Genomic DNA, 12,504 nt, shown 5'->3' on the forward strand with positions numbered 1-12,504 from the left:
CAGGGCGCGGAGACTCGACGCTGCGCTTCAAGCCCGCAAGGTGGGGCGGCGGCTACGCTTACGATGGGGTGGACGGCCCCCGCGGTGCAACAGGTTTTTGAGTGTCGATTAGCACCGGTCGAGTGCATCCATGTGTTCGGCCTGTTCGTGCAGCACTACATGGCTGCTGGCCCTGATGAAGTCCGCGGATCGTTTCCCTGATCACGTCAACGCGCTTGGTTAGCGTCTGCTCCCCTTGGGTTTCCACGATCCCCGGTCAGACCGGTCTGTCATCAACTCTCATTCACCCTGCATCATCTCGTAGCGCTGGCTGCTATCTTATGTCGATCAGGCCACAGCGGGCCGGTAAATTTCCCCACGGCTCATAATGACCCAGGCGATCCGGGCCGTTTTGTTCGCCAGAGCGACGCTAGCGAGCTTGGCCGGCTTCTTCGTCAAAAGCTTGGCCAGCCTCGGCTGCCTTGCATGATCCTTGCGCGTCATCCGCATGACCGCCGTCGCCCCGACGACCAGCAGGCGCCGTAGGTAGCCGTCGCCCTGTTTTGTGATGCCGCCCGCTGCTTGGGCGCCGCATGGGCCAGCGCATTGCGCATCCAGTGCACCCGGCAGCGTTGCTGGCTCGCGGCGAATACCTTGCTGGCGGCGGTGCGCAGCCCCTTGTGATCGTCGGCGATGACCAGCTTCACCCCGCGCAGTCCGCGATCCGCCAGCGAACGCAGGAAGGCTTTCCAGAAGGGCTCCGCCTCCGAAGGGCCGGTGGCGACGCCCAGAACTTCGCGGCGGCCATCGGTGTTGACGCCAACGGCGATTATCGCCGCCGTCGAGACGATCCGCCCGCCCTCGCGGACCTTGAGGTAGGTGGCGTCGATCCACAGGTAGGGCCACTCGCCCTCGATCGGGCGGGTGAGGAAGGCGTTCACCCGCTCGTCGATCTCGACAACCAGGCGGCTGACCTGGCTCTTCGATACGCCGCCGGCACCCATCGCCTTGACCAGATCGTCGACCGAACGGGTCGAGACGCCGTGCACATAGGCCTCCTGGATCACCGCTGCCAAGGCCTTCTCGGCGGTTCGGCGCGGCTCCAGGAAGCTCGGGAAGTAGCTGCCCTTGCGCAGCTTCGGGATCGCCAGATCGATCCGACCGGCACGGGTGTCCCATCCCCGTTCGCGGTAGCCGTTGCGGTGGTTCAGCCGCGCTTGGCTGCGACTGCCGGCGGGCGCACCGGTTCTGGCCTCAATCTCCAGATCCATCATGCGCTCTGCGGCGAAAGCCAGCATCTCACGCACCAAATCGATATCAGCCCCTTGCTCGATCAGCTCGACAAGGGCCATTCTGTCGTCGGTCATCGTCTTCTTCTCCAGGTTCAAGTTCGCATCCGAACCCACCAGAAGATCGACGGTGGCCACCCTCTCAGGGAAACCTTCCTACACCACCCCATGGGACACGATCCTGACCTCCACGGGTAATCTGCTTGAATTTACTGGGATCGCGTGTGTCCAGTGAGACATTGATCCGGCGCACCCCATTGCGGGCAAGATGCAGGGCATTCTCTGCTAAATGAGTGCCATTGGTTGTAACGGTCAATTCTGAAAGTGCACCGGTCTGCACCTTTTGCCCCAAGCTCTCGACAAGTTTATGAATGCCCCGACGCAAGAGTGGTTCACCACCAGTCAGACGAATGCGCCGTGTGCCACTTTCGATGAACAGGCTGCAAAGCCGGTCAAGTTCTTCGATCGATAGCAGCTCGAAACGCGGAAGGAATGTCTGGCGTTCCTTCATGCAGTATACGCATCGAAGGTCGCAGCGGTCCGTGACGGACACACGAAGGTAGTCTACCTTGCGCCCAAAGGGATCAATCAGAAACCTCAAATTGCTATGATTATTCATAACTATGGCAGATACCTCAGATCCTGATCCGAAACTAAGTTGAGTGGTATCAGCTGAATAGCGTGACGCTTACCCACGTCGTTGATTCAGCGGCTTTGCAATGAACCAAATGAAATCAACGATGTGGACCGACACCACTCGGGCACAGCCCGCCCGCACGGACCTGGCACTGCCAAGTGATTTGACCGATGACGAATGGGCGGTGCTGGAGCCGTTTGAGTAGCCAAACCAATCGTGCTAACTTCCTCCTCGGGAGCCTTCTTAGGTGCTCGACACACCTACTTTGACACATAAATGCAGTCGCCCCCCATCATCAAGACCACGAGCCGGATGATTTCAGACGAAGAGTTGAAGTAACGGAATGGGCTGGCTCGCTTTCAGCGGCGTGACATATCGCTCCCCACCTTCGTCACTTCATTTGTCAATCAGGTGCTTTTGCTCTAACTAGTCCCGTTCAGACGACAAGCTGCCCGAACCTCATTTCGTTCAGAAGGTTATCACATCAGTCGGCCAGCGCCTTGTTGATTTCCTCGACCATCTTCTTGGCGTCGGCCAGCAGCATCATGGTCTGGTCCATGTAGAACACGTCGTTGTCGACGCCTGCATAGCCCACGCCGCCCATGCTGCGCTTGATGAAGAACACGGTCTTGGCCTTGTCCACGTCGAACACCGGCATGCCGTAGATCGGGCTGGACTTGTCGGTCCGCGCTGCCGGGTTGACGACGTCGTTGGCACCGATGATGAACGCCACATCGGCCTGCGCGAATTCGCCGTTGATGTCTTCCAGTTCGAAGACTTCATCATACGGCACGTTGGCTTCGGCCAGCAGCACGTTCATGTGCCCTGGCATGCGGCCCGCGACCGGGTGGATCGCGTACTTCACGTTGACGCCGTGCTTCTTGAGCTGGTCGCCCATCTCGCGCAGCACGTGCTGGGCCTGCGCCACCGCCATGCCGTACCCCGGGATGATGATGACGTTCTCGGCTTCCTTCATGATGAAGGCCGCGTCTTCGGCAGAGCCGCGCTTCCACGGGCGCTGCTCCTTGGGCGCACCGCCGGCACCGCCGCCGGCACCCGCATCGGCCCCGAAGCCGCCGGCGATCACCGAAAGGAACCCGCGGTTCATGGCCTTGCACATGATGTACGACAGGATCGCACCCGAAGAACCCACCAGCGCGCCGGTGATGATCATCGCCGTGTTGTGCAGCGTGAAGCCCATCGCCGCCGCCGCCCAGCCCGAGTACGAGTTGAGCATCGAGACGACCACCGGCATGTCCGCGCCGCCGATGGGCACGATCAGCAGGAAGCCGATCAGGAACGAGAGCACCGTGATCGTGACGATGATCCACTGGCTCTGGTCCTGCGTGAAATAGCCGACGAGGCCCAGGATCGCGATCAGCGTGCCCAGGTTGATGACATGACGTCCCGGAAGCAGGATCGGCGAACCGCTCATCTTCCCGGCCAGCTTCAGGAACGCGATGATCGAGCCGGAGAAGGTGATCGCACCGATGGCGATGCCAAGGCCCATTTCCACGCGGCTCTGAGGCTCGATAATCCCGTCCGCACCAGCAATGCCAAATGCGATCGGATTGAGATAGGCAGCCAGGCCGACCAGCACGGCGGCGAGGCCGACGAGGCTGTGGAACGCCGCGACAAGCTGCGGCATGTCGGTCATCTTGATCTTGCGCGCGGTGATGAAACCGATCACGCCGCCGACGGCGATCGCGCCGATGATTTCGGGCAGACTGGCGATCTCGTGCGTGACAAGCGTCGTCACCACCGCGATCGTCATGCCGAACATGCCGTAACGGTTGCCCGCGCGGCTGGTGGCGGGGCTGGAAAGCCCGCGCAGCGCGAGGATGAAGCAGACGCCCGCGACGAGGTAGGCGAACGGAATCCAGGGGTTCACGGCGAGGTGTGCCATCAGTGCTTACTCCCCCCGGAATTGGCCTTGGCCGGACCCTTGTCCTTCTTCTTGTACATCGCGAGCATGCGTTCGGTGACCGCGAAGCCGCCGAAGATGTTCACGCTCGCCAGCGCCACGGCGACGAGACCCAGCCACTTGGCGGCGGGCGAACCGGCCGCCGCTGCGGCAACAAGCGCACCGACCACGATGACCGAGGAAATAGCGTTAGTCACCGCCATCAGCGGAGTGTGCAGGGCCGGGGTCACCGACCAGACAACGTAATAGCCGACAAAACAGGCCATCACGAAGATCGAAAGAATGCTGATGAAGTCCATGAGGACTGCCTCCCCCTTATGCGAGCAGCCTCGCGTTCACCACTTGCCCGCCCTTGGTCAGGCGGATGGCGTCACCGATTTCCTCGTCGAGCACCGGCTTGCCCGCTTCCTTGTCCCAGAAGGCCGAGAGGAAGTTGAACAGGTTGCGGCTGAACAGCGCCGAGGCGTCTGCCGGCAGCAGCGCGGGCGTGTTCGAATAGCCGACGATCTTGACCCCGTGGCGCACCACGATCTGGTCCGCCACGCAGCCTTCGACATTGCCGCCCTGCGGCGCGGCGAGATCGAAGATCACGCTGCCGGGCTTCATCGTCGCGATCTGCGCGTCGGTGATGAGGCGCGGCGCCGCCCGGCCCGGGATGAGCGCGGTGGTGATGACGATGTCCTGCTTGGCGATGTGGCTGGAGACCAGTTCGGCCTGGGCCTTCTGGTATTCCTCGCTCATTTCGGTGGCATAGCCGCCCGAACCTTCGCCTTCGATGCCCTTGACGCTCTCCACGAAGATCGGCTTGGCGCCGAGCGACTGGATCTGCTCCTTGGTGGCCGAACGCACGTCGGTCGCGGAAACCTGCGCGCCCATGCGGCGCGCAGTGGCAATGGCCTGCAAGCCGGCAACGCCGACGCCCATGATGAAGGCCTTGGCAGCGCTGACGGTACCGGCGGCGGTCATCATCATCGGGAAAGCGCGACCATAGTGGCCCGCCGCCTCGATCACCGCCTTGTAGCCCGACAGGTTCGACTGGCTGGAGAGGATGTCCATCGACTGCGCGCGGGTGATGCGCGGCATGAATTCCATCGCCAGCGCTTCGAGCCCGGCGGCGGCATAAGCATCGATCCGCGCCCGCTGGCCGAACGGATCAAGCCCGGCGACGATCCACGCCCCCGGCTTCACCCCGCCCAACAGCGCCGGATCGGGCCCCTGCACGCCGAACACGATGTCGGCGCCGGCCAGTACGCTTTCCAGCGGGCCGACTTCGGCACCGGCAGCGGCATAGTCAGCGTCCGAGATCGATGCGGTATCCCCCGCCCCCGTCTCCACCGCGACCAGTGCGCCCAGCGCGGTCAGCTTCTTGACGGTTTCCGGCGAAGCCGAAACACGCGTCTCCCCGATCGCGCGCTCCATGAGAACGGCGATCTTGAACCTTGTGCTCATGTCAGGCTCCTGAAATCTTCGTGGTCAGTTCCGGCACCGCGCTGAAGAGGTCCGCGATGAGACCGATGTCGGCGACCTGGAAGATCGGCGCGTCCTCGTCCTTGTTGATGGCGATGATGGTCTTGCTATCCTTCATGCCGGCGAGGTGCTGGATCGCGCCCGAGATGCCGACCGCGATGTAGACTTCGGGGGCCACGATCTTGCCGGTCTGGCCGACCTGGTAGTCGTTGGGCACATAGCCCGCGTCCACCGCCGCGCGGCTGGCGCCCACGCCCGCGCCGAGCTTGTCGGCGAGCGGCATGATCGTCGCCTCGAAGGTTGCCGCGTCCTTGAGCGCGCGGCCGCCCGAGACGATGATCTTGGCGCTGGTCAGTTCCGGACGCTCGGACTTGGCCACTTCGGCGCCCACGAAGCTCGAAAGCCCCGCATCGCCCGAACCGGCAACCGCCTCGACCACGCCCGCGCCGCCGCTGGCGGCAGCCTTGGCGAAGGCGGTGCCGCGCACGGTGACGACCAGCTTGGCATCGCTCGATTCGACCGTGGCGATGGCATTGCCGGCGTAGGTCGGACGGGTGAAGGTCTTGGGGCCTTCGACCGAGAGGATGTCCGAAACCTGCATCACGTCGAGCAGCGCGGCGACGCGCGGCGCGATGTTCTTGCCGTTGGAGGTGGCCGGCGCCACGAAGGCGTCGTGATCGGCCATCAGCGCCACGACGAGCGGCGCGACGTTCTCGGCCAGCGCGTTGCCATAGGCGGCATCGTCGGCGAGGTGGACCTTGCCGACGCCGGCGATCTGCGCGGCGGCTTCGGCCACCCCGGCGCAGCCCGCACCGGCGACCAGCAGGTGAACCTCACCCAGCTGCGAGGCAGCGGTGACGGCGGCCAGCGTCGCGTCCTTGACCGACGCGTTGTCGTGTTCGACCCAAACGAGCGTCTTGGACATCAGGCGACTCCCATTTCCTTGAGCTTGGCAACCAGCGCGTCGACGTCGGCCACCTTGATGCCGGCCGAGCGGACGGCCGGTTCGACGACCTTGAGCGTCTTGAGGCGCGGCGCGATGTCCACGCCGCAATCGGCCGGGCTCTTCACGTCGAGCGGCTTCTTCTTCGCCTTCATGATGTTGGGCAGCGAAGCATAGCGCGGCTCGTTGAGGCGCAGGTCGGTGGTGACGATCGCCGGGATCGCCAGCGACACGGTCTCGAGACCACCGTCGACCTCGCGGGTGACGACGACCTTGTCGCCCTCGACCGCGACCTTCGAGGCGAAAGTGCCCTGCGGACGACCCAGCAGCGCCGCCAGCATCTGGCCGGTCTGGTTGCTGTCATCGTCGATCGCCTGCTTGCCCAGGATCACCAGGCCCGGCGTCTCCGTCTCGACCAGCGACTTGAGGATCTTGGCCACCGCCAGCGGCTCGACCTCGGCGTCGGTTTCCACCAGAACCGCCCGGTCCGCGCCCATCGCCAGCGCCGTGCGCAGCGTTTCCTGCGCCTTCGCCGGACCCACCGACACCACGATCACTTCGTCGGCCTTGCCCGCTTCCTTGATCCGCAGCGCTTCTTCCACCGCAATCTCGTCAAACGGGTTCATGCTCATCTTCACGTTCGAAAGATCAACACCCGTCCCGTCCGCCTTCACACGCGGCTTCACATTGTAATCGATCACCCGCTTCACGGGCACGAGGATCTTCATGGACACATGTCCTTTCAAGCGGGAAATTCAGGCAACTAGGTTGCTTTCGCAGGAACCTATTGCGTCCGGTGCACATAGCGTCAAGGCGCGGCGACAGGGTCGCCTGCGGCATCGCAATTGTAATGGGGCTTGGTGGCAAATTCACTAACGAGGAGAGGCAATCATTCGTCACCTTTTACTCGCGAGCGACGGGAACGGGATCTTGTCGGGAATATCGGTTGTCATAACATTTGTCGCAGATCGCGGCGTCGAATAGCGGAGTAAGGCCCCTTCTGCGGTTTTTGAGGGTCTGGTGCCAGCTCTCGATCTTGCGTTGGATCTGCGGATGGCAAGGATCTGTGCGAACATGGCTAATTTTGTTAGCCCCGATATAGTCCGCCAACTCGCCTGCGATGTAGCTGGTGCCGTTCGTCGCTGATCAGCCTTGGCTTGTGCAGCACCGTGGTGCCGTCGCAGCCGGAAGCAGTCAGGGCGAGGTCCATCGTGTCGGCAACGTCCGCGGTCCGCATGTTGGTGCACAGCTTCCAGGCGATGATGTAGCGTGCGAAGTCGTCGAGCACGGTAGACAGATACATCCAGCCCCGCCCGGTGATCTTGAAGTAAGTGAAGTCGGTCTGCCACGTTTCGGTCGGTCGGGTGGTCTGGATGTGGAATTGATCGGCGGCCTTGAGCAGCCCGTTTTCGAGCTTCAGGTCGGCCACGCATTCCTTCAGCGCACGGACTTCCCGGCGCAGATCCTGCACTTCGCCGGTGGTCGCAGCACGGCCGGTGTCGCCAGACAGGCGGCGCTTGCCCGCTTTCATGAACTCCTTCGAACAGGCGTAGCAAAGGCTCCGGGCGATGCCTTGCTTGCGGCACAGCTCGGCGATGCTGTCCTCGCCGCGCAGGCAAACCTGCACGATGCAGATCGTGTCCTCGGCTGAAAAATGGCGCCGCGTCTGCCGCCGGATATCCTTCACCACCTGCTCAGCAGGGGCCTTCGCCGAAGATTTTGCATTGGTGGATATGGGCTTCATCTTCGTTCCTTCGTCACTATTATTTCGTTCCTTCGTCACTATTATGAAGCCGAAACCCTCCTTAAATCTCAAACCCTGATCTGTGCCATGTGCGATGACGCCGGACAAAGGGATTGAAGGTTTCAGAGGCGCAGATCCCCTTTGTGCTGAAGCAGGCTGATGACGGGCCGTCGATCGGCGGAGTGTCTCGCAAGGCTGGAATTAGCGAAGCGACTTTCTACAGCTGGCGCAAGAAGTACGCTGGCTTGATACCGTCCGAAACGAAGCGCCTGTAGCGACGTGTTGCCGACCCTGCCGCTCGACAAGGCCATGCTGGATGATGTTGTTCTATCCTTTGGCAACGCCGAGGATATTGGCGATATTTTGCCTGTAATAGCTTCGTATCCAGGCAGGCGACAAAGTAGAAAATTTTTGCATCGCTGCGAGCACAGGGCCAACACGAAACCCTTGTCGCGCTTTGAGGCTTTTAGGGACTTCCGTGACTGTCGTTGAGGTGCCCATGTCAGAGGGCAGCGACCTTCACGAGCTTGGGTGCGCACCAAATTTAGGATCCACACCGGTCCATAGCGAATTGAAAACACGAGGATAATGGCAATGTCAAAAAATGATCGTCCCGCACGTCTCCGTCGAGTTCAGCTCTCCGTTCCTGGCAGTAGCGAAAAGATGCTGGCGAAGGCAGCGGCTTCTATGGCCGACCACGTGTTCTGCGACCTTGAAGACGCCGTTGCGCCTAGTGCAAAGGTTGCTGCGCGGGACTCGATCGTACGGGCCCTCAACGAGCATGACTGGGGCCGCAAGACGCGCTGCGTCCGGATCAATGACGTGACGACTCCGTGGTGCCACGGTGACATCATCACGGTGGTCGAGGGCGCCGGTGAAAACATCGATACGATCATGCTCACCAAGCCGCGCACCGCCGCCGACGTGATGTTCCTGCATCACATGCTGGAGCAGCTCGAGCAGAAGCTCGGCCTCAAGCGCAAGATCGGCATCGAAGTCCTGATCGAAGAAGTCGAGGCCCTTCAGAACGTTGAGGAAATCGCCACCTGCTCTGATCGCATGGAGTGCCTTATTTTTGGCATGGGGGATTATTCGGCCTCGCAAGGTATCGATACTCGTGCGATCGGCGAAAGCGGCGCCTATCCGGGGGACATTTTCCACTACGCCCGCTTCCGCGTCACCATGGCCGCCCGCGCAGCGGGTATCGATGCTGTCGATGGGCCTTTCAGCAACTTCCGCAGTCCCGAGGCCTATCGTGAGCAGGCCATCCAGGCTCGCTCGCTGGGCATGGTCGGCAAGTGGGCGATCCACCCCGCACAGATCGAGTGGGGCCTCGACGTGTTCACCCCTGCAGCGGAAACGGTCGCCGAAGCTCGCAAGCTGGAAGCGGCCTACCTCGAAGCGGAGGCCCAAGGCCTCGGTGCCGCACAGGTGGACGGCAAGATGATCGATGCCGCGACGGCGCGTCTCGTCCGCAATACTCTTATCAAGGCCGATCTCATCGGCATGTAAGTTAATTCATGGCCCCCGGACCTTGTGGACGGGGGCCATCAAGAGGAATTTGAAATGACTGAGGCCTATATCGTCGATGCGTTTCGCACCGCTGGCGGCCGCCGCAAGGGGCGGCTGTCGGGAGTCCATCCCGCCCATCTGGCTGCCAGAACCCTCGACGCCCTCGTTGAGCGTACGAACATCGATCCTTCCGTGATTGAAGATGTCATCATGGGCTGCGTGATGCAGGCCGGCGAACAGGCGCTGAACATCGGTCGTCACGCAATCCTGGAATCGCGGCTGTTGCCGACAAGCGTCCCCGCGGTCTCGATTGATCGTCAGTGCGGCTCGTCGCAGCAGGCGCTACAGTTCGCTGCGCAGGCCGTCATGTCCGGCACGCAGGATGTCGTGGTGGCGGCGGGCGTCGAAAACATGACCAGGGCTCCCCTTGGCATCAGCCTGCCTCAGGGCGGCGGCCACCCCCGCACACCCGAAGTGTTCGAACGGTTCGGCGTCAAGAACTTCAGCCAGTTCGATGGCGCTGAGATGATCGCCGAAAAGTGGGGGTTCACGCGCGAGCAGATGGACGCGTTCGGCCTTGAAAGCCAGGCCAAGGCTGCAGCTGCAATCGACGCCGGCGCGTTCGACGCCGAAATCGTGCCGATCGCGATCACCCTGCCTGACGGTTCTTCCGATATGCACGTTTTGGACGAAGGCGTTCGTCGCGGCGGAACGATGGAATCGATGGCAGGCCTCGAGCCCCTTTCTCCAGGCGGGCGCATCACGGCTGCCACTTCGAGCCAGATCTGCGACGGCGCCAGCGCCGCGCTCATCGTGTCCGAGAAGGCGCTCAAGGACTATGGGCTCACCCCTTCGGCGCGTATTGTGAACCTCACGATTACGGGCGGCGATCCGGTGATCATGCTCGAAGAGCCGCTGTTCGCAACGGAGAGGGCGCTCAAGCGCGCGGGTATGCGTCTTGACGACATCGATCTGTACGAAGTGAACGAAGCCTTCGCGTCGGTTCCGATGGCGTGGATGGCCCACCACCACGGCGATCCGGCCAAGCTCAACGTGAATGGCGGGGCGATCGCCCTTGGCCACCCGCTGGGCGCCAGCGGGACCAAGCTCATGGCGACCCTGATCCACGCGCTGAAGGCGCGTGGCAAGCGCTACGGCCTGCAGACGATGTGCGAAGGCGGCGGCATGGCCAACGTCACAATCATCGAGCGGCTCTGACCTTCGAAAGGCCGGATTTCAATTGGCATGTTACGTTTTCGTAGCAAACGCCAATTGAGCTCCGGCCTCGCTTCGCTCCGGACCGACCTGCTCCGCTTCGGTTTTTTCGGCTGAAACGGCGGAAACGAAGTTTCTCATTTCCTGCAGGATCAGATCGCGTTTTGCGTCGATGTTTTCGATCACTCCACCGACGGCAACGGCAATTGGGGACTGGCCTAGCACCGTCCGGATCGGCATTGCGATGACCGCGATGTTATCTTGAACCTCACCGCGTGTTTCAGCAAAGCCGCGCGCGCGCACCTGCTCGATGGTCGTCATGAAGTCTTGCGGATTTACTCTGAACCGAGGATCCGAAACTTCGTCATTTGCGCGATGAACAAGGCCTCGGATCTCTTGTTCGGGTTTGAGGCTTAACAAGGCCTGGCCGACCGCCGATGCGGCAAGGGGCCGGGCCATGCGGGCTTGCACGTCGAACCGATTGGGCATTTCAGGCTTGAGGAAAAGAACATACTGCGCGTGAACTCCGTTCTGGATTCCGATGAAGGTTGATTCCCCCACCGCATTGAACAAAGTGCTCAACCGCCACTCAAGCTGACGGTCCTGAACGTACGCCTGGTGGATCCAACTGCCGAGCAGCGCAATTCTGATGGTCGGCGTGTAAGTACGTGCGAAGCGGTCCTGCTCAATATAGCCAAGCGCCATAAGGTTCCGGATCAGCATCGTTACGCTGGGCTGGGGTATTTTCAGCAGTTTCGAAATTTCGCCAACAGTAAGTGGCTTCTGCTGCGCTGAAAAAAGCTCGAACAAGGCGAGCGTTCTCTCCGCAGATTTGATGTTCCGTATGGTCATTTATCTTTTCCGTAACTTGGCCTGGTCCGCGGCCCAGCCAAAATCCGCAAACTTGCTCCGTGAGCCAGTTGCGTGACCTCTCTGTCCCGTCGCGCGTTGCGTCCGACGGTAAATCGGACCTTCACGCTAGTCAGGCTCCCACAGGATTTATGTCATATGCAATGGGGTTGTGCAAACACTGACCGTAATTCGCAAGGGAAGAGTCACGCGGAATTTCGACTTGAGACGACGATCGTGTTGGCGCAAGACAGTACGGTAGCCGCGATCTCGTCCCGGGAGGTCGTGCAGGTTCGTAGGTGGCCATCGGTGATCTTCGGATAGGTTTGGTCTGCGAGAATCAAACCAACGACGATCCCGATGACCGACGATAGGATGGACGTTCAGGCGCTTGTGAGGAAGAGCGCGGACGCAGACTTTTTACGCGACATGATCGGTTTTGCCGCGTAGCGGCTGATGGAGTTGGAAGTGGGCGGCCTGACCGGCGCAGCCTATGGCGAGAAAGACGCCGCGCGGCTCGCTCAGCGCAACGGTTACCGCGAGCGTGATTGGTAGACGCGGGCGAGCACGGTTGAACTGCGCATCCCCAAATTACGCAAAGGCGGTTACTTCCTCGGCTTCCTGGAGCCTCTCCGGCTGGCCGATCCAGCGCGCCTTGATGGCGCTAGCGACGTCCTTGATTGCGGTGTCGGCGGGAAGGTTGGAGAGATAGTATTTTCGCTCGCCGTTCGAGCGATGCTCACCTACCAGCCAAGCCTTTTCGCCTGGCATATGCTGAGCGCCAGCATCTCCGTTCCGGTGTGGCGCGCCATCGGCGATACGCACACGCATGGGGGCAAAGCGAGCCGTCAGGCGGCCTTTGGTTCCTCGACGCCAGCTGATCTTCCGTAAGCGATGTGCTCAGACCACGGCGATCCATGGCATGAGGTCGCCCACTGCGTTTGC

At 61.6% G+C, this 12,504-nt stretch carries 10 protein-coding genes and 6 pseudogenes; 5 read left to right on the top strand and 11 right to left on the bottom strand.

Going from position 1 to position 12,504, the window contains the following annotated elements:
- Positions 1-327: 327 nt before the first annotated feature.
- The 3 genes and pseudogenes from IE122_RS17360 to IE122_RS17370 all read right to left on the bottom strand — a co-directional run.
- A pseudogene (locus IE122_RS17360) lies at positions 328-570 on the bottom strand (transposase); the annotation flags it as partial.
- Positions 549-1,346, bottom strand: a pseudogene (locus tag IE122_RS17365) (IS256 family transposase); the annotation flags it as partial. The pseudogenes IE122_RS17360 and IE122_RS17365, both read right to left, overlap by 22 nt.
- 64 nt (positions 1,347-1,410) lie before the next feature.
- Positions 1,411-1,887, bottom strand: coding sequence for a radical SAM protein (locus tag IE122_RS17370; protein WP_189622512.1), 477 nt, complete (start codon positions 1,885-1,887; stop codon positions 1,411-1,413).
- Between the two features lie 121 nt (positions 1,888-2,008).
- Between IE122_RS17370 and IE122_RS17375 the strand changes: the two are divergent.
- Positions 2,009-2,101, top strand: a pseudogene (locus IE122_RS17375) (IS5/IS1182 family transposase); the annotation flags it as partial.
- Positions 2,102-2,389: 288 nt separating this feature from the next.
- Here IE122_RS17375 and IE122_RS17380 read toward each other — a convergent pair.
- From IE122_RS17380 to IE122_RS17405, 6 genes and pseudogenes are all read right to left on the bottom strand, one after another.
- A complete protein-coding gene (locus IE122_RS17380) occupies positions 2,390-3,811 on the bottom strand; it encodes an NAD(P)(+) transhydrogenase (Re/Si-specific) subunit beta (protein WP_189622513.1) in 1,422 nt (473 codons plus the stop codon).
- Positions 3,811-4,128 (bottom strand): NAD(P) transhydrogenase subunit alpha part 2, encoded by a 318-nt coding sequence (locus tag IE122_RS17385; RefSeq protein ID WP_189622514.1) that lies wholly within the window; start codon positions 4,126-4,128, stop codon positions 3,811-3,813. Before IE122_RS17385 ends, IE122_RS17380 begins: the two co-directional genes overlap by 1 nt.
- Positions 4,129-4,144: 16 nt before the next feature.
- Positions 4,145-5,278, bottom strand: coding sequence for an NAD(P) transhydrogenase subunit alpha (locus tag IE122_RS17390; protein ID WP_189622515.1), 1,134 nt, complete (start codon positions 5,276-5,278; stop codon positions 4,145-4,147).
- Position 5,279: 1 nt separating this feature from the next.
- On the bottom strand, positions 5,280-6,221 hold the full coding sequence (locus tag IE122_RS17395) for an electron transfer flavoprotein subunit alpha/FixB family protein (RefSeq protein ID WP_189622516.1): 942 nt from the start codon (positions 6,219-6,221) through the stop codon (positions 5,280-5,282).
- Positions 6,221-6,967: an electron transfer flavoprotein subunit beta/FixA family protein gene (locus tag IE122_RS17400; protein ID WP_189622517.1), complete on the bottom strand. Its 747-nt coding sequence runs from the start codon at positions 6,965-6,967 to the stop codon at positions 6,221-6,223. Before IE122_RS17400 ends, IE122_RS17395 begins: the two co-directional genes overlap by 1 nt.
- A 274-nt stretch (positions 6,968-7,241) precedes the next feature.
- Positions 7,242-7,983: pseudogene (locus IE122_RS17405) on the bottom strand (DDE-type integrase/transposase/recombinase); the annotation flags it as partial.
- 113 nt (positions 7,984-8,096) lie between these two features.
- Here IE122_RS17405 and IE122_RS17410 point away from each other — a divergent pair.
- The 3 genes from IE122_RS17410 (at position 8,097) to IE122_RS17420 (ending at position 10,713) form a co-directional block, all read left to right on the top strand.
- Positions 8,097-8,258 carry a transposase gene (locus IE122_RS17410; protein WP_373299157.1) on the top strand — a complete coding sequence of 54 codons (162 nt, stop codon included), beginning with the start codon at positions 8,097-8,099 and terminating at the stop codon, positions 8,256-8,258.
- Positions 8,259-8,577: 319 nt separating this feature from the next.
- The gene (locus IE122_RS17415) at positions 8,578-9,495 is read left to right on the top strand and encodes an HpcH/HpaI aldolase/citrate lyase family protein (protein ID WP_189622520.1); all 918 of its coding nucleotides are present in this window, start codon (positions 8,578-8,580) and stop codon (positions 9,493-9,495) included.
- Positions 9,496-9,549: 54 nt separating this feature from the next.
- A complete protein-coding gene (locus tag IE122_RS17420; protein WP_189622518.1) occupies positions 9,550-10,713 on the top strand; it encodes an acetyl-CoA C-acetyltransferase in 1,164 nt (387 codons plus the stop codon).
- A 30-nt stretch (positions 10,714-10,743) separates the two neighbouring features.
- On the opposite strand, the gene IE122_RS17425 is transcribed toward IE122_RS17420, so the two are convergent.
- The gene (locus IE122_RS17425; protein WP_189622519.1) at positions 10,744-11,562 is read right to left on the bottom strand and encodes an IclR family transcriptional regulator; all 819 of its coding nucleotides are present in this window, start codon (positions 11,560-11,562) and stop codon (positions 10,744-10,746) included.
- 357 nt (positions 11,563-11,919) lie between these two features.
- Here IE122_RS17425 and IE122_RS17430 point away from each other — a divergent pair.
- Positions 11,920-12,210 (top strand): annotated as a pseudogene (locus IE122_RS17430) (transposase); the annotation flags it as partial.
- Here the strand turns inward: IE122_RS17430 and IE122_RS17435 are convergent.
- A pseudogene (locus tag IE122_RS17435) lies at positions 12,166-12,447 on the bottom strand (IS701 family transposase); the annotation flags it as partial. The pseudogenes IE122_RS17430 and IE122_RS17435 overlap by 45 nt on opposite strands.
- Between the last annotated feature and the right edge of the window lie 57 nt (positions 12,448-12,504).

It is taken from the genome of Novosphingobium colocasiae (assembly GCF_014652555.1).
In the GTDB taxonomy this organism is placed as follows: Bacteria; Pseudomonadota; Alphaproteobacteria; order Sphingomonadales; family Sphingomonadaceae; genus Novosphingobium; species Novosphingobium colocasiae.